Origin of the sequence: Halapricum desulfuricans (genome assembly GCF_017094525.1) — an archaeon.
GTDB lineage: Archaea > Halobacteriota > Halobacteria > Halobacteriales > Haloarculaceae > Halapricum > Halapricum desulfuricans.
Map to the genome: position 1 here is coordinate 470,569 of NZ_CP064788.1, position 25,702 is coordinate 496,270.

The 25,702-nt window shown below is 60.1% G+C and carries 23 protein-coding genes and 3 pseudogenes; 16 read left to right on the forward strand and 10 right to left on the reverse strand.

The genetic code is table 11. The features are described from left to right. Window positions 1-77: 77 nt before the first annotated feature. From HSR122_RS02345 to HSR122_RS02355, 3 genes are read left to right on the forward strand one after another with little or no spacing between them, the layout of a single operon-like run. Complete coding sequence (locus tag HSR122_RS02345) at window positions 78-926, forward strand: CBS domain-containing protein (protein WP_229111084.1); 849 nt, start codon at window positions 78-80, stop codon at window positions 924-926. Continuing rightward, window positions 923-2,695: a glycine--tRNA ligase gene (glyS, locus tag HSR122_RS02350; RefSeq protein ID WP_229111085.1), complete on the forward strand. Its 1,773-nt coding sequence runs from the start codon at window positions 923-925 to the stop codon at window positions 2,693-2,695. The genes HSR122_RS02345 and glyS overlap by 4 nt, the downstream gene beginning before the upstream one ends. Before the next feature lie 2 nt (window positions 2,696-2,697). Then, a complete protein-coding gene (locus HSR122_RS02355; protein ID WP_394355540.1) occupies window positions 2,698-3,312 on the forward strand; it encodes a diacylglycerol/polyprenol kinase family protein in 615 nt (204 codons plus the stop codon). A 69-nt stretch (window positions 3,313-3,381) separates the two neighbouring features. Here the strand turns inward: HSR122_RS02355 and HSR122_RS02360 are convergent. Then, window positions 3,382-4,098: pseudogene (locus tag HSR122_RS02360) on the reverse strand (hypothetical protein); the annotation flags it as partial. Between the two features lie 840 nt (window positions 4,099-4,938). On the opposite strand from HSR122_RS02360, the gene HSR122_RS02365 reads away from it, so the two are divergent. From HSR122_RS02365 to HSR122_RS02390, 6 genes are all read left to right on the forward strand, one after another. After that, complete coding sequence (locus tag HSR122_RS02365; RefSeq protein WP_229111086.1) at window positions 4,939-5,169, forward strand: hypothetical protein; 231 nt, start codon at window positions 4,939-4,941, stop codon at window positions 5,167-5,169. A 1-nt stretch (window position 5,170) separates the two neighbouring features. Then, window positions 5,171-6,070: a ParB/RepB/Spo0J family partition protein gene (locus HSR122_RS02370; protein ID WP_229111087.1), complete on the forward strand. Its 900-nt coding sequence runs from the start codon at window positions 5,171-5,173 to the stop codon at window positions 6,068-6,070. Window positions 6,071-6,137: 67 nt separating this feature from the next. Beyond that, entirely contained in the window at window positions 6,138-7,028 is an 891-nt protein-coding gene (locus tag HSR122_RS02375; RefSeq protein ID WP_229111088.1) for a hypothetical protein, read from the forward strand. A 1-nt stretch (window position 7,029) separates the two neighbouring features. Further along, on the forward strand, window positions 7,030-8,070 hold the full coding sequence (locus tag HSR122_RS02380; RefSeq protein ID WP_229111089.1) for a ParB/RepB/Spo0J family partition protein: 1,041 nt from the start codon (window positions 7,030-7,032) through the stop codon (window positions 8,068-8,070). 125 nt (window positions 8,071-8,195) lie between these two features. Continuing rightward, a complete protein-coding gene (locus HSR122_RS02385; RefSeq protein WP_229111090.1) occupies window positions 8,196-8,825 on the forward strand; it encodes a hypothetical protein in 630 nt (209 codons plus the stop codon). A gap of 537 nt (window positions 8,826-9,362) precedes the next feature. Next, complete coding sequence (locus tag HSR122_RS02390; protein ID WP_229111091.1) at window positions 9,363-10,400, forward strand: transposase; 1,038 nt, start codon at window positions 9,363-9,365, stop codon at window positions 10,398-10,400. A 175-nt stretch (window positions 10,401-10,575) separates the two neighbouring features. On the opposite strand, the gene HSR122_RS02395 is transcribed toward HSR122_RS02390, so the two are convergent. From HSR122_RS02395 to infB, 3 genes are all read right to left on the reverse strand, one after another. Continuing rightward, complete coding sequence (locus HSR122_RS02395) at window positions 10,576-11,022, reverse strand: hypothetical protein (RefSeq protein WP_229111092.1); 447 nt, start codon at window positions 11,020-11,022, stop codon at window positions 10,576-10,578. A gap of 2 nt (window positions 11,023-11,024) precedes the next feature. Next, the gene (locus HSR122_RS02400) at window positions 11,025-11,915 is read right to left on the reverse strand and encodes a hypothetical protein (RefSeq protein WP_229111093.1); all 891 of its coding nucleotides are present in this window, start codon (window positions 11,913-11,915) and stop codon (window positions 11,025-11,027) included. Between the two features lie 162 nt (window positions 11,916-12,077). Next, window positions 12,078-13,886 carry a translation initiation factor IF-2 gene (infB, locus tag HSR122_RS02405; RefSeq protein WP_229111094.1) on the reverse strand — a complete coding sequence of 603 codons (1,809 nt, stop codon included), beginning with the start codon at window positions 13,884-13,886 and terminating at the stop codon, window positions 12,078-12,080. Window positions 13,887-14,018: 132 nt separating this feature from the next. Here infB and HSR122_RS02410 point away from each other — a divergent pair, with 132 nt between their 5' ends. Both HSR122_RS02410 and HSR122_RS02415 read left to right on the forward strand, forming a co-directional pair. After that, entirely contained in the window at window positions 14,019-14,258 is a 240-nt protein-coding gene (locus tag HSR122_RS02410) for a PRC-barrel domain-containing protein (RefSeq protein ID WP_229111095.1), read from the forward strand. Next, entirely contained in the window at window positions 14,259-14,720 is a 462-nt protein-coding gene (locus HSR122_RS02415) for an NOB1 family endonuclease (protein WP_229111096.1), read from the forward strand. Between the two features lie 86 nt (window positions 14,721-14,806). On the opposite strand, the gene HSR122_RS02420 is transcribed toward HSR122_RS02415, so the two are convergent. The 3 genes from HSR122_RS02420 to thiD form a co-directional block, all read right to left on the reverse strand. Then, window positions 14,807-14,962, reverse strand: a complete 156-nt coding sequence (locus tag HSR122_RS02420) for a CopG family transcriptional regulator (protein WP_229111097.1) — start codon at window positions 14,960-14,962, stop codon at window positions 14,807-14,809. Between the two features lie 125 nt (window positions 14,963-15,087). Further along, complete coding sequence (locus tag HSR122_RS02425; RefSeq protein WP_229111098.1) at window positions 15,088-15,369, reverse strand: FmdB family zinc ribbon protein; 282 nt, start codon at window positions 15,367-15,369, stop codon at window positions 15,088-15,090. Window positions 15,370-15,446: 77 nt separating this feature from the next. Beyond that, window positions 15,447-16,748 carry a bifunctional hydroxymethylpyrimidine kinase/phosphomethylpyrimidine kinase gene (gene thiD, locus HSR122_RS02430; protein ID WP_229111099.1) on the reverse strand — a complete coding sequence of 434 codons (1,302 nt, stop codon included), beginning with the start codon at window positions 16,746-16,748 and terminating at the stop codon, window positions 15,447-15,449. Window positions 16,749-16,919: 171 nt separating this feature from the next. On the opposite strand from thiD, the gene HSR122_RS02435 reads away from it, so the two are divergent. From HSR122_RS02435 to HSR122_RS02440, 3 genes and pseudogenes are all read left to right on the forward strand, one after another. Then, on the forward strand, window positions 16,920-17,390 hold the full coding sequence (locus HSR122_RS02435; RefSeq protein ID WP_229111100.1) for a DUF7384 family protein: 471 nt from the start codon (window positions 16,920-16,922) through the stop codon (window positions 17,388-17,390). A gap of 284 nt (window positions 17,391-17,674) precedes the next feature. Then, window positions 17,675-17,782 (forward strand): annotated as a pseudogene (locus tag HSR122_RS14980) (RNA-guided endonuclease TnpB family protein); the annotation flags it as partial. Between the two features lie 22 nt (window positions 17,783-17,804). Then, window positions 17,805-18,890 (forward strand): geranylgeranyl reductase family protein, encoded by a 1,086-nt coding sequence (locus HSR122_RS02440; RefSeq protein ID WP_229111101.1) that lies wholly within the window; start codon window positions 17,805-17,807, stop codon window positions 18,888-18,890. A 39-nt stretch (window positions 18,891-18,929) separates the two neighbouring features. On the opposite strand, the gene HSR122_RS02445 is transcribed toward HSR122_RS02440, so the two are convergent. Together HSR122_RS02445 and tnpA are read right to left on the reverse strand one after the other, a co-directional pair. Further along, window positions 18,930-19,928, reverse strand: coding sequence for a glycine cleavage T C-terminal barrel domain-containing protein (locus HSR122_RS02445; RefSeq protein ID WP_229111102.1), 999 nt, complete (start codon window positions 19,926-19,928; stop codon window positions 18,930-18,932). A 180-nt stretch (window positions 19,929-20,108) separates the two neighbouring features. Beyond that, window positions 20,109-20,516, reverse strand: a complete 408-nt coding sequence (gene tnpA / locus HSR122_RS02450; RefSeq protein WP_229111103.1) for an IS200/IS605 family transposase — start codon at window positions 20,514-20,516, stop codon at window positions 20,109-20,111. Between the two features lie 44 nt (window positions 20,517-20,560). On the opposite strand from tnpA, the pseudogene HSR122_RS14985 reads away from it, so the two are divergent. After that, window positions 20,561-21,918, forward strand: a pseudogene (locus HSR122_RS14985) (RNA-guided endonuclease TnpB family protein). 62 nt (window positions 21,919-21,980) lie between these two features. Here HSR122_RS14985 and HSR122_RS02465 read toward each other — a convergent pair. Further along, entirely contained in the window at window positions 21,981-22,796 is an 816-nt protein-coding gene (locus tag HSR122_RS02465; protein WP_229111106.1) for a hypothetical protein, read from the reverse strand. Window positions 22,797-22,957: 161 nt separating this feature from the next. Here HSR122_RS02465 and mutS point away from each other — a divergent pair, with 161 nt between their 5' ends. Continuing rightward, window positions 22,958-25,612 carry a DNA mismatch repair protein MutS gene (gene mutS, locus HSR122_RS02470; RefSeq protein WP_229111107.1) on the forward strand — a complete coding sequence of 885 codons (2,655 nt, stop codon included), beginning with the start codon at window positions 22,958-22,960 and terminating at the stop codon, window positions 25,610-25,612. The last annotated feature ends 90 nt before the right edge of the window (window positions 25,613-25,702 follow it).

Sequence of the window (25,702 nt, forward strand, 5' to 3'; positions counted from 1 at the left end):
TCGAACGGCGGCGGAACGGTCACGAGCCGATCCAATGTGTAAGGTCTTAGTAGATGGACGCGGGAGTAGTTGGCATAATGAACGTCGCAGACGCCATGACGCCGCGCGAGGACGTGGTGACGGTGTCGGTTCCCGGCACCAGAGACGACGTCCTCGAGTACCTCCAGGAGCGGTCGTTCTCCTCGGTACCGGTGATCAAAGAGACCGACGACGGCGAACAGTTCCGCGGGATCGTCTCCCGAGACTCGCTGATCAACCACCCTGACGAGGACCAGCTCGCACTGCTGGTCGAGGAGGTTCCGACGGTCGCCGCCGACGCGACGATCGAAGCGGTCGCCCGTCTCATCGTCGAGGAGGGCGAACGCCGGATCCCGGTCGTCGACGGCCGTCTGGAGGGCATCGTCACGGTCACCGACGTCATCCGCGCGATCGCGGAGGGTGCGGTCGAGGGTGACGTGTCGGTGGGCGAACTGGCTCGCGAGGACGTCAACTGTGTCTACACCGGGACGCCGCTGCCGGTCGCCGAGCGGGAGCTGGCCTACGCCGACGTTCCCTACGGAGTCGCTCTCGACGACGACGGCGATCTCGCCGGCATGCTCACCGAAGTCGACATCATCCAGGTCGCCGAGGTCGTCGAGGGCGAGGCCGACACCGGCGAGTCCATCGCCAATCAGGACGACGAGTGGATGTGGGAAGGCATCAAGGCCGTCGGGAACAGCTACATGCCCACTCGCAACGTCGAGATCCCGAACGCGCCGGTCAGCGAGTTTATGACCGCGGACCTGCTGACCGTCGGCAAGCGCCGGACGGCCCGCGAGGTCGCACAGATGATGCTCAACAACGACATCGAGCAGATCCCGCTTTTGAGCGGCGACTCGCTCGTGGGCATCGTCCGGGACGTCGATCTGCTGGAGGCGCTCGTATGAGCGAGGGGAACCCGATCGTCGAACTGGCAAAGCGACGCGGGTTCTTCCTCCAGTCGGCCGATGCCTACGGCGGCGTCTCCGGCTTCTACACGTTCGGCCCGGAGGGCGCGGCGCTCAAGCAGAACATCGAGGACACCTGGCGCGAGCGGTTCACGATCCAGGAGGGCAACATGGAGGTCGACGCCCCGACGGTGATGCCCGAACCCGTTTTCGAGGCCTCGGGCCACCTGGAGGGGTTCGACGACATGCTGATCGAGTGTCCCGAGTGTGGCGACTCTCACCGGGCCGATCACATCGTCGAGGACAACACCGACATCGAGGATGCCGAGTCGATGGCGATCGAGCGCGTCGAGGAGATCGTCGCCGAGTACGAGCTGACCTGCCCGACCTGCGGGGCGGGGCTGGCCGGACAGGCGATCCAGCAGTTCAACCTGATGTTCGAGACAAACATCGGTCCGGGATCGTCATCGCCGGGCTACCTGCGGCCCGAAACGGCCCAGGGGATCTTCGTGGAGTTCCCCCAGCTGGCCGAATACGCCCGCAACCAGTTGCCCTTCGGCGTCACCCAGATCGGGCGCGCCTACCGCAACGAGATCAGTCCCCGCAAGTCTCTGCTGCGCGTCCGTGAGTTCACCCAGGCCGAACTCGAGCTGTTCATCGACCCGGAGGAGGACGAACCCGATCTCGAACGCGTCGCGGACGTGACGGCACCGTTCTATCCCGCCGACGAGCAGCAATCCGACGACGGTGAAATCGTCGAGGCGACCGTCGGCGAGGTCGTCGAGGAGGGGATCGTCGCCGATCCCTGGATCGCCTACTATCTGGGGATCGCAAAGCGGTGGTACGAGTCGATCGGCGTCGACATGGACCGGTTCCGTTTTCGCCAGCACCTGCCCGGCGAACTCGCGCACTACGCCGCCGACTGCTGGGACGCCGAGGCCGAGGTCGACGGCGACTGGATCGAGCTCGCCGGCTTCGCCTACCGGGGCGACTACGACCTCAGCAAGCACGCGGCCCACTCCGAGGAGGAGTTCACGGTCTTCAAGCAGTACGACGAGCCGGTCACCGTCGAACGGCCGACGGTCGATCCGGACATGAGTTATCTCGGGCCGGAGTTCGGCGGCGACGCCGCGGCCGTCGCCGACGCGCTGGAAACGCTGGCCGAGCGCGATCCCGACGCGTTCCGGGACGCGCAGGCCGACGGCGGGGCCGTCACCGTCGAAATCGACGGGCAGGCGTACGCGGTCCCGGTCGAGAAGACCGGCTTCGAGATCGAGGAGGTCACCGAGAGCGGCGAGCACATCACGCCCCACGTGGTCGAGCCCTCGCTGGGGATCGACCGGGCGCTGTACACCGTCCTCGATCACTCCTACCGCGAGGACGAGATCGACGGCGAGATCCGACGGGTGCTCGAACTGCCGCCGGAAGTCGCGCCGACGACGGTCGGCGTGTTCCCGCTGATGGACCGGGACGGGCTGGCCGATCGCGCCCGCGAGGTCGTCGATCGGTTGCGCGACGCCGGACTGGCGGTCACCTACGACGACTCGGGCGCGATCGGGCGACGCTACCGCCGTCAGGACGAGGTCGGGACGCCGTTCTGTGTCACCGTCGATTACGAGACGCTGGGCGAGGGCGACGACTCCGATCTGGAGGGGACGGTCACGCTTCGCGAACGGGACACGACCGAACAGAAGCGCGTCCCGATTTCGGACCTGGCCGAAACGCTGACCGAACTGCGCGACGGCGATATCGAGTTCACCGACCTGTAGCCGTGCACTCACTCGTCGGCGGTCTGGGATCGGAGGTCGCTCGTCGCGGTGTCCACGTCAGCGGCAGCGCCCTCCCGCTGGCGTACGTCGTCAATGTCCTCACCTGGGGGCAGGTGCAGGCGATCCTCGTCGCCGCGCTCGCGGCCGTGATCGTTCTGGAGGTCATCAGACTCGGGATCGGCCTGGACTGGTGGATCTACGAGTATCTCACCCGGGAGTACGAACAGGACAACCTCGCGGGCTACGCGCTGGCGGTCATCAGCGCGACCGCGGTCGTGTTGATCGCGCCGCCGCCGATCGCCGTGCCGGCCCTGCTCATGCTCACGCTCGGCGACCCGATCAGCGGACTGCTGGCCTCCGGGCGGATCCAGTCGGTCGGGGACGGCCGGTATCTGGAGTTGATCCTCAAGGCCCCGCGGGCGCTGGCGGTGACATTCGTCGTCTGCACGACGATCGGACTGGCCTTCGTCGCGCCCGTCGCGGCGCTGTTCGGCGGGTTCGCCGCGACCGTCGCCGACGGCGTCAAGCCCGTCATTGCCACGTACGTGATCGACGACAACCTCACGATCCCGCTGGCGTCGGCCGCGGGTATCGCGCTCGGACTCGCGATCGTCTAAGTGGCGTCTTCGAGAACAAGATTGTATATAAAAATAGTATTTTCGAGACTTCTCGGCTTGAGGAACTGTCTAGTTCAGCACCACCTCAGCTGGAGGCGAGCCATCTAACGCTTGGTTCGGTCGATTGCGGTTATAGTAGTGTCTGAAGCGTCTGAGGTAGCGTTTTGCGCTTGACTGACTGCCCGCCAGAATGGGTGGCTGCGGTCGATCCGCATGGTAACAGTCTGGAACTACTTTTCCATATGGTTCTGGTTGTGGTAGTTGAGATGACCGCTCAAATCGTGACGAGAGAGCAGTTAGATAGCCACCAGCATCGACGCGAAACCCGGTGTTGGCGACGTCATATCTCTCGCTGAGACGATGCAGGAACGCCGTCCTCAGAAATCAGAGATCTCTGATGTGCGAACGAGAGCGTCGCTCTCGTTAACGTCGCGGGGTCGGTCTCGCGGCGGCTGAACACGTCTGCTTCCAGCAGGAGCTTTGGCTCTGTGTCGATGGCAGCGTAAAGCCACTTCTTTTCGCCGCCTACTTCGGTTTGTCTCTTATCGGTCGTGACCCGCAACGGCGACGCCGTCGGCGGGTCAATCTGTGTTTCAACAAGCGTTTTTTCCAGTACCAGATTCCATGGTGACAGCGGTCGACACCCAACCAGTCTAAGACAGCCTCGATTTCATGTAACGACAACCCCATCGAGTGAAGTCGAACCGCGAAATAACGGACGGATGTCGGTGTACGCTCGTTCTTCCAAGTGTCTTGATTATGCGCGTCTAAGCCATCCGTCTTTAGCTAATACTCAGAGTAATACTACTCAGCCGTGATTTTTGGTCAGATCTCATCTGTACACTCGCTAAATTGCGGGAAATACCGGTTTGCAGCATCGTTTATCGACTAATTCCACTATGAACAGCGTCTCACCTCTTGAAATCCATTTATCTAGTATCAGTAATAATTTCTCACTCAATAATCACCATCAGGCTTAGTTAAAGACGAATGGCACGTCTAAGCGTTCTTTATGGAGATCTACGAGTTCCATAACCAGCTCTCGCTACGACCTCCTCGTTTCTCAATCTCTCAACTAGACAGTGTCGGTCCAGTGAGTCTGAAATCGAACTGTGCGGAGCTAAGCGGTTGTAGTGACGATGGTAGAAGTGACACAAAATCTTAAATACTTATATTACTTTAGATAATAATGTTATATGTCGAACGCGGGATGACTTCGGAAAATGGCCGCCTGCTGGAGACAGGCGAACCGTATTTCTCTGGAGTGAGAAGTAATACCACGTACTACCGCGGAGCAAAAAGGAGTACTGCCTGAAAATGACGGAGCAGAAAAAGTCGGCGAACACCACGTCATGCGGAAAAGTCAGTGGGTTCCCTGGCAGCACCCCGAGCCCCACAAACAGGATGAAACCCGAAAGGGATACACCGAGAACTACTTGGAATGCGTTGATTGCGGCGTAGAGGTGCTGAACAAATAGACTTCCCATCCGAGTGTGATAGTGGATTCCAGTAGGCACAGGAGCTATGCCGTCAGGTCTCTGAAATAGCTCCAAACAACGGGTGGAACCAGTTGAAACTGCGCGCTGAGGAACAAGCTTGAATAACCCTCCTCTTAAACGGCGTAACATGGCGCTCAGCGTAAAAGATAGTACGTTTTATCTCGTCCACCTGCCAGACGAGAAAACACTACATAACGAAGAAGATGAAGCAATCGATTACTTACGCAGCCAGTCTGAGGATGTTGACCCTGAGTCAGATGATGTCAGCGTTGTTCGTGTCGAAGTAGAGGGGGAAGACTGGACCATTGCGGAAATGTCGTGGCAGACAATCGCCCTCCGCCTTATGGGCAGTGATTAAAATGGAAGTTAGAGAAGTTGACCCATCCGAACTGGAAATTGACCCGCTCAATGAGCGAAATGAGAACGTTGGGCCTCACAAAGATGATGAGTCGCTTGAAGAGAGTATTGAAAAGCAGGGTATAATCCAACCACCTGTCGCAAGGCCTGACAACGGAGATCTTCGAGTTGTAGTTGGGCAAAGACGGACTCTCGCAGCCCAATCCGTCGGACTTGATAATATCCCAGTCATCGTCATGGACTGGGACGATTCAGAAGCACTTGAAGCAAGCATCACTGAAAATATCGAGGCGTTTGAAAAGGGGGTATCCCGGAGTGACCGTGCCGCTGCTGTTCAAAAGTTGATGGAGATTAATAACTGGGCCCCACCAGACATCGCAGATGAGTTGGGGATATCGAACCGGAGTGTGCAATACTGGCTTGAACGTACTCGGGATGAATGGGAAAGTACGTCTGTCCATGTTGATTCAAGTGATGAAGATGACGAAGAGACAGATGTAGAAGTTGAGACACATGATTCAAACTCTTTTGAAATAAATAAAGAACAGGTTGATGAAATCCCGGACAGGGATTTGGCAACGATTCGAACAGGTGCAGATTCCGCTGAAGAAAGAGAAGAGGTGGTACAGAAAGTAGCCAAAAACGACCTGTCTAGCGAGGAAGTACGAGAAGCAAAGAAGCGAGCAGACAGGGGCGAACAGTCTTTTGTTGAAACAGTCGAGGAAGTTAGTAAAGAGAAAGAAGAGCAGCGGGAGGGTGATATGAAAGTTAGGACGGAGACTACTTTCACCGGCGACTACGCTGTTGGGCTAAAAAGAGCAGCGCGGGATTATGGTACCTCCGAGGAACAGCTCGTGAGAAAAGCCATTGAAGCATTCCTGATGGACGAAGGATATCTCTAACTTCATATTCAGTCTCTACCACACTTTTTTGTCGATGGCAAACGTCTGTTTAGATACGACGGTAAACATGACTGATGACGTTCCTTACAAGGCCCTTAAACCTCTCGTCACAGATAAGTTTATAGACAAAAGACAGAAGAAAGAAAACACGAAACGTTATGTCCCTTATAGCTTTACTCAAGGGCTTCGGAAGGCAATGGCTCACCTCAATGCTGATAATATTCAACAACTTGATGCAAATCGCTCATTCAATACTGAGCGAGAAAGTATAGATTCGATTTTGTCTTCCGATGTTTCGGACATAATGGAAGGGGATGTGGTCAAGAGAAAGCAATTCGAACTGGAATTCGACCGCGCAGAGGACGGTGATTTTCCTTGGCTGGACATTCAGTCTGTACTCGGGCAATCATCTACTGTCTATGACTTGCCTGTACGGCGTTTGGTAGTCCGTTTTGAGGATGATGAATTTGAGAATGAATGGCGAGACGCTATCAGAGAGGCTCTCGACATGAATAATCCTCCTCTCTCTTGGATTGAATCACCCTTTTATGCGGTATTGGAGTCTTCTGACCCTGGAGAAGGAGATGCGCGGGACCGTGTACGAGAAGTTCACGAGGATTTCTATTTCAAGCCGATGTTCGAAGCTGAGGCAGACTATGAGGGGATGGACTGGCCAATTAGAACGTTGGACCTCCAATCTGTTTGGTCATATCAAGCTTTCATTAACAGGGCGCAAGCTATTCACACGGTACGTAAGGATGACCGACAGTATGATTGGACTCCCCGAAAGCTTGAGAAGTATATAATGAACTATTTCCAGCCATCTGAGGACTATACAGGCGTAATCCGTAGCAGTGATTTCGCCGGGTTGTGGCGTAGGGTGTATTCTCGCGATATCACATCTACAAAGGTGTTCGAGTGGGAGGAAGACGAAGAGTGGGTGCAGACTGAGGCATAAAATGGCGGAAACGGTAAATGATGGTGCCGAATCTGGTTTTAGGCACCACGATGCTGAGTTAAAATATGTCGCCCCAGGTAACGTTGAGGTGGACGAGTTCAATGAACGGCAAACTGGAGTGGGTCCCGAAACCGACTTGGGCGATTTGGAGCAGTCTATTAAGGAAAATGGTATAGAAGACCCTCCGCAGGCTCGGCCCAGTGATGACGGGGAAGGTTACAAGGTATTTGCCGGACAGAGGCGACTGATGGCAGCTAAAGCCGTTGGCCTTTCTGAAATACCACTCATAGTCAAAGATCTTGATGACATGGAGGCTCTTGCAGCTTCGGTAAACGAAAATAACGAGCATCTTGATAAGGACGTTTCTCGTAAAGACCGAGCTGAAGCACTCGAAGAATTAGTTGACGACTGGGGTATTGAGAAAGTAGCTGACCAGCTTGGTATAGATACTCAGACCGTTCGACTTCGACTGGAGCCAACAGATGATTTCTGGAGTGGCACAATTTTTGACCCCGATGTTGATGCTGACGTTGATACTGAATATCTCGCTGACGATATAGTACCTAAGTTACGTAGAGTGACCGGCGACAGTGAGTTAGCCGAAAGATTTGCAAAGAAAATAATAGAAAAGAACGTACCTCCTGGTGCGGTGAGGAGTGCGGCAGAAGTTGCAGACGGGCCAGAGGGATTCTGGGACGAAATTGTGGAGCAGTGGAACGCCAAAGTCAAAGGGGAGGATAGGATTCGTCCTCGAATCACCCTCACTGGAGATGATGTTAAGCAATTACGTGCGTGGGCTAAGGACCGCGGGCTGAATGAAAAAAAAGCAGTGAAACAGATTGTTTTAGAACGACTTGAACAAGAGCAAACCGGAAATGTCGACTTGCCCGAGTTAGATGAGGAATTAGCTAACGATCTACGCGACCTCTGTGATGAGCACGATATGGATATGAGTGAAGCCGTAGAACGTGCGCTTGATGAGTGGTTATACTATCTTACTGAGTATGAAATTGACCGATTGAGTGTCTTCGATGACAAATAAATAATATTATATAGGTGTTTATTATTTTGGATTATATTAATGCTATTGGCAGATTCTATAACCTACTCAATACTCTTGAACGGCAAGTCAGTGGGAAACGAAAGCTCAAAGATTGTACTGGATACATGGACTGGCCCGACCGAGGCGTCTACTTCTTCCTCGAACCGGGCGAAGCACGAGGCTTAACTGACCAGATGCGCGTCACCCGTGTCGGGACACATGCGGTGTCTGAGGGGAGCAGCACATCTCTCTGGGATAGACTCAAGCAACACTACGGAACGGGCAGTGGCAGCAGCAATCACCCTCACGGTGGCAATCACCGTGGGTCGGTGTATCGGAAGCGCGTCGGTGAGGCGATTATCGAGAAACACGCCCTCCACGACGACTACCCCGACTGGGACAAACGCTGGTCGAGCATTGACCGCGACCGGTCGGAGGTTCGTGACGAGGAGTACATATTGGAACGGCGTGTGAGCACGTACATCCGCGAGCAGCCATTTCTGTGGGTCGACGTCGCCGATGAGCCAAGCGCAGACAGTGACCGAGCGTCCATCGAGCAGAACGCTATTGCCCTCCTCAGCAATTTCGAAGGCCAGACGATTGACCCGCGAGACGACGGATGGCTCGGAAAATACAGTCAGAGTCAAGAGATTCGAGAATCGGGCCTTTGGAACGTGAACCACGTCGAGGAGGAATACGACCCTGACTTTTTGGACCTGCTGGAGAACGCCGTCGGCGATACGACTCCACCTTGACGGTCAGGCGCAGTCCGATTCTGTGAGGGTCAGTGTCAATTCTGTGAGGGACAGTGCCTGAGGTATGTGGTTGTGGTTGTTGAACGACTGCCATCGATTGTGGCGGCTCTTAGATAAAGAGTTAGTCACTCATTGGCCTGGATTGCCTTGTTCAGTAGAACAAATATCTGGAAACATCTCCAGAGTCTCAAGATGACGAAGAAGAACGCAAGGACAGCTGTATAAGCAAATCCGAGCTTGCGTACTTCCAAGCGAAGTGTGAATCTGAGTCAGCTGTTTATGAGTGAGTGCTGAAAAGTCAGGGTCGAACCGTTGCAGTGCTGGTCAGCAGCACTGCTATCTTTCAGTTTTTTGGGAGAATGGTGCGGTTAGTTTGGTGTGTCGACAAACGCCGCACCAACTGGATGTATCGCACCAACCAATGATTCTCTTTCGGTTCTGTTTCTCCGTGAACCGCGGTGTCCTGAGTGTGGTGCAGCCGATATTGCGAAGAATGGTACCTACGAGCGGCACCCGCACGGCCGCCAGGGCGTGCGGGTGCAGCGATACTGCTGTGAGCTCTGTGGTTCGTTCTCACCGAGCCATCCGTCGGTCAAAGATGACCACCGCTATCCACGAGCAGTCACACAACTCGCTGACGCCATCGATGCCTTCGCCGATGCCTCCTTGGAAGCTATCCAAGACATCCTCACCGTTCACTACGGTGTTCGCCCTGCTGACCAGCAAATCCACAACTGGCAGACCGAACCGACGGCGGAGATCGTCGAGAACGATCTCCCCGTCTATTCCGGCGTCTACACCTACGACGAACAGTATCTCACGATCAACGGCAACCGCGCGTATCGACTTACCGTCTACGACGAGTTGATGCGTGCGCCGGTCGCCGAGGCAATCGTCCGTGAGTGCACCAAAGAGACCGTCCGGACGTTTCTCACAACCGCACTTGCGGAGAAACCTACCGCCGTCATCACGACTGACGGACGCTCAGACTACCCAGAAATCGTCGAAGACGATCTCGACGCATTCCACCACCGCTGTCGCTTCCACTTCATCAAAAACGGGGAGAAGAAGCTTCGAAGAACCGTTTTCCAGAGTGTTCGGTACTCTGACACGGAGAAGTTACGCGGTGCGATCGTCTGGAGCGAGTTCAAGAGCGTCTTCGCCGCGCCGTCGTACGAGACCGGTCTCCGTCGGTTCGAGGCGGTGCTCGACAAGATCGAGCACCTGCCGAGTGAACTCCGGACCTACGTCGAGCAGGTCATGGGGAACTTCGACCGATTCGCCGTCCATCTCCGTGATGAAGCAGTCCCGAGCACGACAAACAACCTCGAACGCTACTACGGACACACGAAACCGACGCGCATCAAGCGTCGGTTTCGCTCACTCCAGCACGCACGGGCGTTTCTGAAACGGCAGATGCGCGTGCGTACGATCAAACAGGGGCTGATCTCACGGGAACGGTCACTCTCGCTGGGGCGAGAGTTGTTCCCGTCGCTGTCACGGGAGCAACTCGAACCGCTGTTTACGGACGCCAAACAGCGCTATCTCTCTTGGCGTGATCGTGACGTAGATTGACGAGAGAGCGACAGCGCTGGCCGCCCTACCGGAGCGGCAGCGCTGTCATCCTCTGTTTGTCTCGCCGTGAGACTATCAGAAGAAATCTCAGTCTTGTCTCCTCCTAAATTCATTCTGTCACGTCTCCCGCAGCGGAATCACTTCATTATCGTATCCTGAGAGAAAAGACGACGAGCTATACGCAATCACACTTCACTTGGATGGGGCCGAGCTTGGCTGTGCTACCGAATAGGGTGTGAAGCTCGAATACTGTAATGCTGAATGTGTAAATCCATGTAAGTCCAATAACGGCGATTGAGATAGTGAATACTGAAATCACTTCATCAAACTTCCCGACACGGTTCAGTTCTTTGATTGCTGGATTCCCATCTCTGAACCCGAACGTGTAGATGATTGCTAATACCGGGAATAGTAGACCAAGGATTGTCGTGATTGTTCGGTTTACTGCATCGATATTCTCCAACGCTATGAGCGGGATTCCTACGAAGTATAGCCCTACAGAAGCCGCTACAGAGAGAACTATTGCATACAACGTATCTCGCTTTAGGTCACCGACTGGGCCAGACGCCATGAAATCGCGCTTTGTCAGTATCGCGGGACCGAATTCCTGGAATTTTTTCATCGTTACAGACGGTCACAGAGTTCCTGTCCCAAGTTTTGGTCGAACAGTTCGTAGCCGGTCGTGTCGATTTCCTCTTTCTTGACGATGTCTGCGAGGTTATCCTCAACTTCTTCCTCATCCGACTCTACGCCCTCGATACGGAAAGTGTGCATGATTCTGGGGAAATCTATCTTGGTAATTGATTCCTCCGCAGTATCCGCATCGATGCCTAACAGCGAACTGAAGTGGCTGACAAACTCATCAACCCGTGATTCCTCGGCCTCCTTATCTTGATGAAGGCTCGCCTCAAATTTCAGCCTATAACTATCGTCAATTAGTGTCCGAATTGCTTGGTCAGTGTCCAGTTCAGAGTATGTTTGTGGGTTTTTCTTGAAACTGATTTCGACCTTTTTGAGATTGCTATCGAGTAGCCGGGTGAGTTTTTCATCATCAATATCTCTAACGTCAGTCTCGTGCTCAATATCATACTCTTCATCGCACTCAATATGCTCGTCCAGATAATCTTTGATGACACCTATCCCCGGTGTTTGGAACCCGACTTCGATTAACAAATCTATTTTCCCGCTGGTAGTCTGCGTGGCAAAATTGACATAATCGAAGTCCATATCGCCAGCCTCTCCCTCATCTTCGGTGGCCTCTGATAAACGGACTATTTCGTCCTCATGGGTAAGTCTGACAAAATCGTCTTCGTCTTTTGTCCGGATTATAACACCGTGGTGTTGGTTAGTTCCCATGCCTCGAAACTGTGTACGGTAGTTCCTATCCTCGCCATTGGAGATTTGATAAATATCGGACGAGAAAACGTCGTCAATAAGCATGTCCCCGGGATTGAGTCTTCTACCGTCTTCCCCTTCGAACCAGACGTTGTAGTGGTAGAATTTCGTGAGGCTCATTGACAGGCTTTCCTCAGCCGTTCATTGTAAATCTTGGCGTCATATTTTTGATTATTAGATGAGAGTTAGCGTCTCAACTGTGGACACCACATCTGCACACTTCTGGGACGTGAACACCCACGACTGACTCCGGTGAATTAATAGAAACTATTACTCAACCAACTACTTCCCCCAGAAGGGGTCGCGCTCGCGATGGGTATCGAGATACTGCTTGAGGACTTCCCGCTCGCCGGAGGTAATCTCCTCGCGGAGTTCCTGCTCGAGGATCTTGGCGTGTTTTTCCGGGATCTCGACCCACAGGCGTTCGCCCTCCTCGATCTGTCGGCCGACGGTCGGCCCGTCGATCGAGACGGCGACGCGATCGCCGCGGGCCGCCTCGTCGACGTCCTCGCCCTCGTCCTGGATCGTCTTGAGGTGGCCGACGCGCTCGAACTCGCCGTCCGAAAAGCGACCGACAGCGACGTTTCGACGCAGTTTCCCGCCCAGCACTTCGATCCCGACCACGGCGGGGTCCGACTGGCGGAACGTGTGATCGGGCAGGATCTCGAACCGCGCGGGCCGGGTGATGTTCTCGAGGATCTGGTCCTGCTGGGCCTCCTCGATAGCCGTGACGTGCTCGTCGTAGTCCTCGACGAGCTGGTAGATGACGTCGTCCTCGAAGATGTCGACGTCCTCCTGCTCGGCGAGCCGACGCGCGTCCTCAAGGACGTCCACGCCGAAGGCCAGGACCGCCTGGTGTTTCGGGTCGTCGGCGGTCGCGGCCATCCGGATATCGCGGGGCGCGACGTCGCCGACCTCGGCGTGCATGATCGGGATCTCCTCCTCTTCGAGCGTGCCGGAGATCGCCTCCAGCGAGCCCAGCGTGTCGGCCTTGACGGTGACGCCCTCCTCGTCGGTCCCGACCTCGAGATCGGCCAGTTCCGCCTGGACCTCCTCGATGACGGCCTCGAGGTCGCGGTCGCGGACCACTCTGATCGGCGCGCCGGCCATCGCGTCGTCCAGGTCGGGGGCGGCGATCTTGATCCCGTCGGCGGCCGCGACCGCCTCGACCGTGTCGAACTGCTTCTCGGTGCGGATCTCCGAGAGGGGTTTGGGCTTGAGCAGCGCCCGCACCTCCGTGACGATCGGCTCGTTGACGCCGCCGACGACGATCCGGTCGTCCTCGCGGACGGTGCCGTCGTAGACGATCGCGTCCAGGGTCGTCCCGAACCCGCGCTCCTCGGTCACTTCGAGGACCGTCCCCGCGCCCCGACCGCCCACGTCGATCGACATCTCTTCTTTGAGATAGCGCTGAGACAGCCCCATCAGCACGGTGAGCAGGTCCGGAATCCCCTCCCCGGTCATCGCCGAGAGGGGGACGACGCCGATGTTGTTCTGGAAGTTCTGGACGCGCCAGTACATGTCCGCGGAGAAGCCCTCGTCGCTGAGTTCGCCGATGATCTCGTAGAGCCGTTCGTTGAGGTCCGATTCGACGCGGTCGGACTGGCGGTCGATCGCGGTCTGGATCGGCTCGGTCCCGTCGGGGTTCCAGCCTGGCAGCGTGTCGACCTTGTTGGCGGCGACGACGAACGGTGTCTGGGTGCGCTTGAGGATGTCAAGCGCCTCGATAGTCTGGGGCTGGAAGCCGTCGGTGACGTCGACGACGACGATGGCGATGTCGGCCAGCGCGCCGCCGCGGGAGCGCAGCGTCGAGAAGGAGTGGTGGCCGGGCGTGTCGATGAACAGCAGACCGGGCAGGTCGAAGTCCTCGGGATCGACCAGCGACCCCGCGATGTCGCCGATCACGTCCAGCGGGACGGCCGTCGAGCCGATGTGCTGGGTGATCGCCCCGGCCTCGCCCTCCGTGACGGCCGACCCGCGGATCGTATCGAGCAGGGTCGTCTTGCCGTGGTCGACGTGTCCCAGTACGGCGACGATCGGTGTGCGTAACTGTCCCGCGGTCGGTTCGGCGCTGGCGTCAGAATCAGACATACGTACCACTCTCGAGCGACTGTTATCGAAATCCAGTCGAGCGGCGCATTTAAGTGCGTCGTCTGGGGGACGGGCGGTCGTTGCCGAACGCGGCCCGTGGCGTTTATGTAATCAGACTCGGTAAGAGCCTACATGGCCGACATACTCGCCGAGAACCTCTCGGGCAAAGCTGTCATGGGAACGGACGGAGCAGAACTGGGAATGCTGTACAACATCACGATGGATCTGGAGTCGGGTCGACTGTCGGATCTGATCATCGACCCCGACGAGCAGGTCAGAGACGTCGAGTTCGACCGCGACGAACAGGGTCGGCTCCTGGTACCGGTCGGTCGCGTCCAGGCCGTCAAGGATCACGTCATCATCGATCGCTAAATGTACGTCCTCGATTCGTCGGCGTTTATCAACGAGTACCACACGGACGCCGAGATCGCGACGATCCCGCTCGTCCGAGAGGAGCTGACCGACGAGAGCGCCTACCGGTTCGACGCGCTCGAAGGGTCGGGGATGCATCTGCACATCCCCGACAGCGAAACCGTCGAGCGCGTCGAGCGAGCCGCTCGCGAGACTGGCGACCTCGAGACACTTTCCCGGACGGACATCCGGCTCGTCGCCGCGACCTTCGAACTCGACGGGACGCTCGTCACCGACGACTACGCGATGCAGAACGTCGCCGACAAACTCGAAGTCGCCGTCGAGGTCATCGCCCAGGAGGGTATCGACGAGCAACGCGAGTGGCGATTCCAGTGTCAGGGCTGTGGTCGGGAGTTCGACGAGAACCACGACCGCTGCCCGATCTGTGGCAGCAACCTGTCGCGGAAGAACCCCGCCAGTTAGCACGACATCCGGAAACGCAAATGCCGACCGACGTGCTGCGATCCGCCAGTCACAAGTCTGCTCGCGGCGGGCGGTCGAACGCCCGATCAGACTGTCTCGATGCCCTTTGATTCGACCGCATCGAGGCCGATGTCGAGCAACTGTCGCAACACCTCTTCCTCGGTGAGGTCGTTCTCGTGTGCCAGTCGTTCGACCGCCCGCGATAGATCGTCGTCACAGACGACAGTGTACCGGGTCGGCATACTGTGTGGTAAGACTACCCACACAATAAACACCCGTCAGACGAACGTCCGACCGGGGGAGGCAGTGACCGTCGACAATCAGTTCCTGTCCGATCGCTCGGACGGGGGCGTTTCGAGCGGGCGCGTCACGCTCCGTCGTCGACTTCGACCTCGAAATCGTCGAGCGTTTTGCCCTGTCGGACGAGCTTCTCCGCGACGACGAGTTTCTCCATGCGACCGAGTCGCCCCCAGTCGAGTTCCGCCGGGGGCGACTCCTCGAACGCTTCGTACTGTTCGAGGACCCCTCCGTGAACGAACCGCGCGAACTCGCCGCAGTTCGGACACCGGATCGAGAAGTGAGAGACGTCGTACTCGCGGGTCAGCGTGTGATCGAGACAGTTCGTACAGCGATAGGTGACGGTCGGCACTGATCGTGGTACGTACCGCAGACGTTTGATTCCAGCGGAGGGGACAGCGGCGCGAACCGGACGGCCGAGAGCAGTGGCTATTCGATCGTTTCGGCCAGCGTCACGACGCGTTCCCGCAGCGCGGGCGCGCGTTCGGCGAGGACGATCGTCGAGTCCGTTCGGTGATCGAGCAGTGCGACCGTCTCCGGGCCGAGCCGTTCCTCGACGCGGCCGGGACCGCCGTTGCGTTCGAGGACGACCGTCTCCCAGCCCAGTTCGTCGAGCGCCGTCTCGATCCGCGAACCGTTGCGACACCGGCAGGCAAAGGACAGGTCGGGCCGTTCCTCGCGGGCGTTGAGCAGGAGTTCGGCGGTCCGGCCGGACGCGCCGAAGCGGACGCCGCGGTTCGGGCGCAGCCCCGACAGCGTCCGGGCGACCCGCCCCTCGACGGCGGCCACCTCGTGTTCGTGCTCGGCGTAGGGCGTTGCCCCGACCACGTCGAGCCCGGCCGAATCGACGACGGACGTGACGTCCCGGTCGATCAGCGCGGCGACGATCCCCTCGACGGTCTCGGCGGTCCGTTCGCGGGCGGCCCGGTCGCGCGCCTCGACGGTGTGATGCACCGCGCCCGGGCCTCCGCCGACGTCGAGGTTGTACCGGATCGCCCGCGAGAGCAGGTCGACCCCCGACTCGACGGCCGCCGTGAGGTCGTCGCCATGGGCCAGCCGCGTCGCGACCGCGCTCGAGAGCGTACAGCCCGAGCCGTGTGTCGCGTTCGTCTCGACCCGTGGATGGCGGATCGTCGTCACGTCGTCGGCCGTGACCAGCACGTCGGTCACCTCGGGGATGGGGATGTGGCCGCCCTTGACCAGCGCGGCGTCGGAACCGAGTTCCACGAGCTGTTCGCCCACCTCGCGGGCCTCGCCCTCGTTTTTGGGATTGATCCCCGTCAGGACGGCCGCCTCGTCGGCGTTGGGCGTCACGAGCGTGGACTCGGCGATCAATTCCTCGTAGACCTCTTCGGCGTCGGGTTCGAGCAGCCGGTCCCCGGAGGCGGCGACCATCACCGGATCGACTACGAGGTTCGGCAGGCGATCGGCGTAATCGACGACCGTCTCGATCACGTCCGCGGTCGCGAGCATCCCCGTCTTGACCGCCGCCACGTCGAAGTCCTCGAGCACGGCGTCGATCTGCGCCTCGATGTCTTCGATCGGGAGCAGATGCGAACCCCGGACACCCTGTGTGTTCTGTGCGGTGACGCTGGTGATCGCGCTCGTCCCGAACGCGCCACCGGCCTCGATCGTCTTGAGATCGGCCTGAATCCCGGCCCCGCCGCCGGAGTCGCTGCCCGCGATCGTCAACACGACTGGCGGCGACACGGGTGCTTCGTCTCGTGCCATACCTGTCTCTATTCTCGGGCGATACAAAGCGGTGGTGGAACGGTCGGCTTTTCGGTTCGGCGACCGTGTTCGCTCGCATGGAGACGTGGGACGACCTCTTCGAGCGCGCCCGGGCCTACGGGACGACGGTCGAGGCGATCCGTGAGGCGCTTGCTGCCCGGCGGGTGGACGATGACTGACGGATCGCCGGCCCGGGTCGTCGCCGACGCGGACGTACTCGCGGCGGACCTGCTCGTCGGTGGCCCGGCCCGCGAGGCGCTCGATCACGTCCGTCGCCACTCCTGGATGACGCTGCTGGCTAGCGACCCACTTCTCGAGGACACCGAGGCGGTCGTGGCCGAACTCGCCGACCCGGCGCTCGGGGCCGTCCACCGCGAGCGACTGGCGGCGGCGACGGAGCGCGTCGACCATCCAGCGGACGACCACCCGGCGCTGGCGACGGCCTACCGGGGCGGTGCCGGGCAGTTGCTGAGTTACGACGAGTCGCTCCGATCGGCGAAGACGGGGATGTCCGTCCAGCCACACGCGAACCTGAGCGTCCGTCCCCCGGACGCGTTCGCCCGCCTGTTCGACCCCGAGAGCCTCTACGAACTGGTCGAGGGCGACTCGTATCCCGGCCCGGACAGCGATCCGCGCGCGTAGCGACCACCTCACGACGGCAAAACGTCTCCTGCCCACAGTACCAGATCTGATACTGCTGTGGTTCCGTTTCGAGACCGGGGCGCGCTCGGTCAGTCGGTTCGAGAAGGTATTTAGAGGCGGTTCGAGGCGAATGCCACGGGGCTTGACCCCGTGGATGAAGCCGACAGCTCGTGAACCAAATCATTAAGTCGAACTACTTTAAACAGAGAAGTGTGACGGCACCCATCGCGTCTGGCTTAGAGTCCAAAAACACGGGCGGTCAGACGCTCTGTCGTCATCACCGAGTAGGTCAGGGAGGGGCCGAATCCACGCCTGCGGAGACTGCGCTCCCTGTGGATTCCCTTGTGGAATCTGTAAAGCGCGTCGTGGAAACAGGAAGCCTCGGGGCTTGACCCCGAGGCACTTCACACAGCCATGCACGATTTCGTCGTCGTCGGAGCGGGACCGGCCGGCTCGCGGTTCGCACGCCGGGCTGCCGAGATTGGCCACGACGTGGTCGTCTTCGAGCAGGGGGCGATCGGCGAGCCGCTGGCGTGTTCGGGCCACGTCAGCACCGATATCTGGGCGTTCACGCCCGACGGTTCGCGCGACGCGCTGCTCCAGAACGAGATCTACGGCGCGCGGTTCCGGCTCGGCGGTCCCGACAGCGAGGCCTACCCCTTCTACAAGGAGTCGGTCGTCTCGAACGTCATCGACCGCGTCGGGCTCGATCGCCGCCTCGCCCAGGCCGCCCGCGGTGCAGGCGCGGACGTCCGAGACCACCACACGGTCACCGCAGTCGAAGAGCACCGCGACCGCGTCGAAGTCACGGTTCGCGGTCCCGACGGCGTCGAAACGCACGAGGCGCGGCTGGTCGCCGGCGCGGACGGCCCGCGCTCGAAAGTCCGGAGCGAACTCGGACTGCCCGAACCTGGGGAGACACTGCACGGCGTGCTGGGCTTCGAGGCGTCGCCCGACGACGCGGACTTCGTCGACGTGCACCTGACCGTCCCCGGGTTTTTCGCCTGGCGGATCCCCCGCGGCGAGGCCGGCGTCGAGTACGGTCTCGCGGCCAGCCCCGGCGCGGAGGTCGGCGAGTGGTTCGAGGCCTTTACCGACAGCTACGGCGCGACGACGACGAACCGCTGTTCGGGATTGATCCCGGTCGGCCCGCCCGAAACGGTCACGGGCGGGCGTGCGTTTCTGGTCGGCGACGCCGCCGCCCAGACCAAGCCGTTCACCGGCGGCGGAATCCGCTACGGCATGCTCGCGGCCGATCGGGCCGCCGAGACGGTCGATCCCCACGACCCGGCAACGCTCGCGGACTACGAGTCGGCCTGGCGATCGGAACTGGGCCGGGAGATCCGACTGGGGGCGTGGATCCGGCGTGGATACTCGCTTCCACAGGCTATCCAGCGGCTCGGGCTGGGTCTCTTTTCGGGCGAGATCGGCGTCCATATGGACGAACCGTCGACGCTGTTCTCCCGCGAGCAACTGCGGGCGATGTTCTCGCGGTCGTGAACGGACGGGCGACTCACGATCGGCACCCGGTCGTCTCGGTCACGTATCGGGAATCCGCCGTGACTGCTGTCCCCCTTCGACGAACGGCAGAGGCGTTTTCTCGACCGCTATTCGTCCGCCGTCGTGGGCTTCAACGGTCGTCGGCTCGCCCGCGACGACCGCGAAGGCGATCGGCTCGCCGAGCGTCGGACTCTCCAGTGCTCGCGTGACAGCTCCGATCGCATCTCCGTCCTCGTAGACGGTCGCACCGGCATCGGGCACGACGTCGGGCGCGAGTCCGATCAGCCGCCGTCCCTCCTCGTCGCCGTGCCGGGCGAGCACGGACGGAGCGTTGCCGTCCAGTTCCGTCTCGAACAGCGGCGTTCCGGCCTCCAGCGTCAGCGACTCCCAGGTCCGATAGCCGAACGGCGCGGCGTTGAGCCCCCGGTTGACCAGCGTGTCGAACACGCGCTCGGCGTCGTCGACCCCGCAGACGACCTCGTACCCCGCCTCGCCGGTCGGAGCGTCGCTCGCGATGACTGTCACGCCCTCGTCGCCCATCGACCCTCGAACGAACGTGTGGGCCGGCTCCGGCGCGCCGCCGCCGGTCGAGAGGACGCTCGCGACCTTCTCGGTGGCCTGGCCGCCGTGGACGCCGAAGATCGCCAGTTCGCCGGTCAGATCGGTACTCTCGACTCCTGTATCCGCCAACGCCCGATCGAACCGGTCGCCGCGGCCGGGCGCGAGCAGGGCCAGCAGCCGTTCGCCGGCGTTGTAGACGTGCGCGTCGGCGGCGATCGCCCCGTCGTTGAGGACGAACCCGTAACGGCCCTCCTCCTCCGACTGCGGCACGTCAGCGGTAATCGCGCGCCCGACGGCTGCGATTCTGTCTGGGCCGGTCACCGCCCGGATGTCGTAGCCCATCTCGATCACGCCGGCGACGTTGCGAACCGCCCGGTGGGTCCGTTCCGGGCGGCCGTAGTCGGCGACGACTCGCTTGCCCCCGACCGATCGGAACGTCGCCCCGTGGTCCTCGTGGATGCCCTCGATGACGCTCATGGCGGGTGGTGGGGCGGCGTGGAAAAGAAGGTTCGCAGACGCGCGACTGCTGTCATGGCGAATATCGTCAGGGATCTAAACGAAAGGCAGCGCGAGTTCCCCGCCCTTCCGAAAACCTACGGTTTTCGGCTTTCGCAAATCTTCGATTTGCGTCAACACCGTGGGCGGGGGTGAAGCGCGTCACTCCGGCGCGTGTTCCGTCTCTTCAATATACCGTTCAACCACTTCCTCCGATACTGCTCCCGTCGTTCCCACGTAGTACCCAACCTTCCAGAATCCGCCACCCCAGAAATACGACTCCCTAATTTCGGGATTCCGTTCCAGCAAGTGCTTACCCGAGTACGACTTGAATTGGCGAGCGATGTCCGCCGGACTGTGCTTCGGGTCACACTGGACGAACAGGTGTACGTGGTCGTCCGCAATCTCCAACGCCAGAATCTCGTGTCCGAAGTGGTCAGCAGTCTCACCAAACAACTCTCGCACATCGTCTTCCACTACACCAAGAACCGGGTGGCGGTACTTGGGACACCAGACGAAGTGATACTTACAGGAACTAACCAAATGCGCGTGACTGCGGTACTCTTCCAACCCTAACCCCTACATTTATGACAGTCTGGAACGATTGTCAAAGTATGGGTGAGGAAGCCACGAAAACCATTCAGACGCGCCTTCACATAGCGTCTGGTGAACGGTCGTGGCTTCACGACGCCCGCCTCGCATCACGCGAGATATTCAACCAAACAATCCGCTTCAAACAACAAGGGTACAATCGAACCGAGATACAGAAGGAGGTTGACCGCGATGATTTCTTGCGAAACAACAAGTGCGCGGTCGTCAGCAAAGCCCTCCAAACGTGGAAATCCTACCAGTCACTTCTTGACTGGTGGCGTGAACAGGATGACCCTGATGGCGGCAAGCCGACACCGCCAAGCACGGACAAATCTGGTTCGTACCCGCTCGTGATGGCGCACACGGAAGGCTACCGCCTTACCGTTGACGACGACACGAACCGCGTCCAAGTCCGCATCAGCCCGAAACCCTACAAGAAGGTGAAGGGCCATCTGCGCGGCGAGCCGGACGCGATGGACGAACTTCGAGACGCCATCACGTCGGATGAGGTGGATGTGGGGCAGGCCGAACTCCTGTCTCGAAAATCGAAGATTTTCGACGAGTCATCGAAGTGCTCCGCACTTCGAGATACCGCGATGGCGTGTACTACCTACACGTCACGGTCACACGCGAGTTCGACGTGCCCGAACCCGACACCGCTGATACTGTGGTCGGCGTAGACATCAACGAGCGCAACGTCGCACTTACCGCCCTTGACCGTGAGACGATGCGGACGAAAGGGACACTCGTCCTTGACTACGGGCGAGTGAAGCAGGAATGTCAACGCTACCACACTATCACCACTCGCTGTCAGGAACACGGCAAGACGAGCATCCACCACAGACTCGGTGACAAGGAAGAGCGGTTCACCGAGTGGGTGTTGCATCGGCTCTCCCGTGCTGCCGTGGAGTTCGCAGAACAGTTCTCGAATCCGGTTATCGTGTTCGAGGATATGAGCGGCATCCGCGACGAAATCAAGTACGGGTCGTATATGAACCGTCGATTGCACAAACTGCCGTTCCACAAGTTCGAAAAGTTCGTCTCGTACAAGGCGACGTGGCGAGAGATTCCCACGGACACGGTGGACGCCTATTACAACTCGAAGACGTGTTCGTGCTGTGGTGAGCGTGGGTATCGTCAGGGACGGCGGTTTCGGTGTACGAACGACGAGTGTGACGTGGTGCAAGACCACGCCGACCGGAATGCGTCGGTGAACATCGCGTGGCGCGAGAAGGCAAAACTCGACGGCAACGAATCAGATTACCGGACTCACAAAACCCAGCCGCAAGTTCGGCTGGTGCGTCTGTCCGGGTCGGGGCGAGTAAGCCGCCCAACCTCATCCCGCTCGCTTGCCGAGCAGGGAGTGCTAGCGCACGGCTGAGGGAATTAGAAAAGCCTCGGGCCACCGCGCCCGAGGTTGTTTACTAACTTCTCGGGAGCGTATCAGATTACGACTTCGACATCGATGAGGAACGTCTCCTTGGCTCGTTTGGCCTCCGGCCCCTCCGGGACGAGGCCGGGTGTCGACGGTTCGTCGTTGAACCGGTCCGGATCCGGGGAGAGATACTCCAGCACCTCCTTGAATGTCGATCCCTGTCTCCCGGTGATGTGTACGAACCCACCGTACTGGCGCTGCTCGAACGGGGTCGTGTCCGGGTCGGGAACGGCTTCTCGAATGCAGTCGATGTGCTCTCGAATGTATTTCGCGGCTTCGTGCTGTGAGTACTGGCAGTCGGCGTGGAGCTGTTCTTGTTCGTGCTCGTCGAGGTCGGCCTCGACGTGCTTGGAGGACTCGTAACTGACTGCGTCAGCGCTGAAATCGCCGGTGAGAAAGCTGAGGTTCACGGTGAAACTCTTCGGATATCGCAGGATCGCCAGGAAGAAGATCTGCTCGTCGACCGTGTAGCGCTCCTGCAGGCGATAGTAACACTCCAGATAGTACGCCGCGAGCGCCCCGATCCAGTCGTCGCGCTCGCCGTCGAGATACGCGGTCGCAACGTCGTAGTAGTCCTCGCCACCGACCTGTTGCAAGCGATGCTCGAAACTCTGTCTCATCTCGTGCAGCTCGTCTTCGTATGCTTCCGTGAGCGGCACGTCCGGGTCGTCGAGCAACGTGCTCTTTCGCTCGCCGGCCGCCGCGATTCTCATCATATTTTGGTGGAAGGACCGCTCGGCCTCCACGTCCGGGAGCGGAATTCGAACTGCCTGTCGGCGCAGGATCTTCGAGCTGGCTTTCAGACGATCGCTCCAGTTGTTCACAGTACTCAAACAGGGTACTTACACAACTAACTGTTTGAATTGCGGCAATCATTTCGGTCCGGGCACACGTCTCACACTTCCTCTCCTCGGAGCGATCAGTCGTGACCGCCGGGCGAGCCGAGTCCTAAGTGTTTTAGCCGATACCACACTCACCAGGGAGTATGAGCGAGGCGACGGGAATCGTCGGGGAGTTCTTCGATCTGAAAGCCGAGACCGACGCGGACATACTCGCGATGCAGGTGGGCGACTTCTACGAGTTCTTCGACTCGGACGCCGAACTGGTCGCCGACGAACTCGACCTGAAGGTGAGCCAGAAGTCGAGCCACGGCTCCTCGTATCCGATGGCCGGCGTTCCGGTCGACGAGTTGACGCCCTACCTGAAGGCACTGGTCGAGCGCGGCTACCGCGTCGCCGTCGCCGACCAGCGCGAGGCGGGCGACGGCCACGAGCGCGAGATCACTCGCGTCGTCTCGCCCGGGACCCTGCTGGAAGTCACCGACGCCGACGCGCGCTACCTCTTGACGATCGTCCACGACGCGGTCTACGGCCTGGCGTTCACGGACGTCACGACCGGTCGGTTCCACGTCACGACTGCTGCCGACGCCGACGAACTGCTGACGACGATCTACCGGTTCGATCCCGTCGAGATCCTGCCCGGACCCGACGTGCGCAACGACGACGACCTGCTGGAGCGCCTTCGAGGGCGGACCGACGCCGCCCTGACGCTGCACACGCCCGAGGCCTTCGCCCCCGGACGGGCGCGCCACCGCGTCCGCGAGCAGTTCGGCGAGGGGGCACTCGAAAGCGTCGGCGTCGAGGCCGACGCCGCCGTCCGCGCGGCCGGTGCGGTGTTGAGCTACGTCGAGGAGACCGGCCAGGGCGTGCTGGCCTCGATCACGCGATTGCAGGCCCACGGCGATGGCAATCACGTCGAACTCGACGCGACGACGCAGCGCAACCTCGAACTCACCGAGACGATGCAGGGCGATCGGTCAGGATCGCTGTTCGAGACGATCGATCACACTGTCACCAGTGCCGGCGGCCGTCTGCTGAAAAGCTGGCTCCAGCGCCCTCGGCGTGATCGTGCGGAACTACAGCGTCGTCAGTCCGCCGTGGCTGCGCTGGCCGAGGCCGCGCTCGCCCGCGACCGGCTGCGGGAGGTGCTCGGCGACGCCTACGACCTCGAACGGCTGGCGAGCAAGGCAGCCTCCGGTAGCGCCGACGCCCGCGATCTGGTCGCCGCCCGCGAGACGCTCTCCCTGCTGCCGACGGTCCGGGAGATCGTCGCCGACACCGATCGGCTGGCTGACTCGACGCTCGGAGACGTGCTCGATCGGGCCAACCTCGATCGCGCTCGCGAGCTCCGGGAGACCCTTGAGGCCGCACTCGTCGAGGACCCGCCGGGGACGGTCACCCAGGGCGGGCTGATCCGGGAAGGATTCGACGAACAACTGGATGAGTTGATCGAGCGAAACGAAGCGATCGAGGCGTGGCTCGACGAACTCCCGAAACGCGAGAAGCGGCGCCACGGAATCACGCACCTCTCGGTCGATCGCAACAAGACCGACGGCTACTACATCCAGGTCGGCAAGAGCGAGACCGACGCCGTCCCCGACAGCTACGAGCAGATCAAGACGCTGAAGAACTCCGAGCGGTACACGATCGACGAACTCGAGGAACAAGAGCGGGAACTGCTACGGATCGAAGAACAGCGCCACGATCTCGAGCGCCGGCTGTTCGAGGAGATCCGCGAGGCGGTCGCCGCCCACGCCGAACTGTTGCAGGACGTGGGTCGCGCGCTCGCGGCGGTTGATGCCTTCGCGGGGCTCGCGACCCACGCCGTCCGGGCCGACTGGACGCGCCCCGAACTGACAGACGGCGACGAGATAGCGATCGAGGCCGGTCGCCATCCCGTCGTCGAGCGGACGACCGAGTTCGTCCCCAACGACGTCCGCATGGACCGCGACCGGCGGTTCCTCGTCGTGACCGGGCCGAACATGAGCGGGAAGTCGACCTACATGCGCCAGACCGCACTGATCACGCTGCTCGCGCAGGTGGGCAGTTTCGTGCCCGCCCGGCAAGCGCGGATCGGTCTCGTCGACGGCATCTACACCCGCGTCGGCGCGCTGGACGAACTCGCGCAGGGCCGCTCGACGTTCATGGTCGAGATGCAGGAACTCTCGAACATTCTGCACTCCGCGAGCGACGAGTCGCTGGTGATCCTCGACGAGGTCGGGCGCGGGACGGCGACCTTCGACGGTATCTCGATCGCCTGGGCCGCCACGGAGTATCTGGTCAACGAGGTCGGCGCGAAGACGCTGTTTGCGACCCACTACCACGAACTCACGGAGCTGGGCGACCAGCTTGATCCCGTCCGGAACGTCCACGTGGCGGTCGACGGCGATCCGGATTCGGACGGCGAAGAGGTGACGTTCCTGCGAACCGTCCGCGAGGGGCCGGCCGACCGATCTTACGGCGTTCACGTTGCCGACCTCGCGGGCGTACCACAACCAGTCGTCGAGCGCTCGCGCGAGGTGCTCGATCGGCTCCGCAACGACGAGGCGATCGACGTCCGCGGCGCCAGCAGCGGGACGACTCAGGCGGTGTTCGATCTCTCCTCGGGGCAGTTTCGCGGCGAGCGCGACGGATCGGCGAGCGCCGACGGTGGCTCAACGGAAGACTCGATCGCCGAGCAGTTCGGTGAGGACGCCGACGAGGTGCTAGAAGCGCTGTCCGACCTCGACGTCGACGAGACGGCCCCGGTCGAGCTGCTGTCGAAGGTGCAGGGATGGCAGGACCGGCTTGAGGGTCCCTGATACTGCCGGCTGTAACAAACTGAAGGAATTCGCCACCCCGGGGTGGCGAATATCTTTACGAACTTACAGCCGGCAGTATGAGCGCCGACG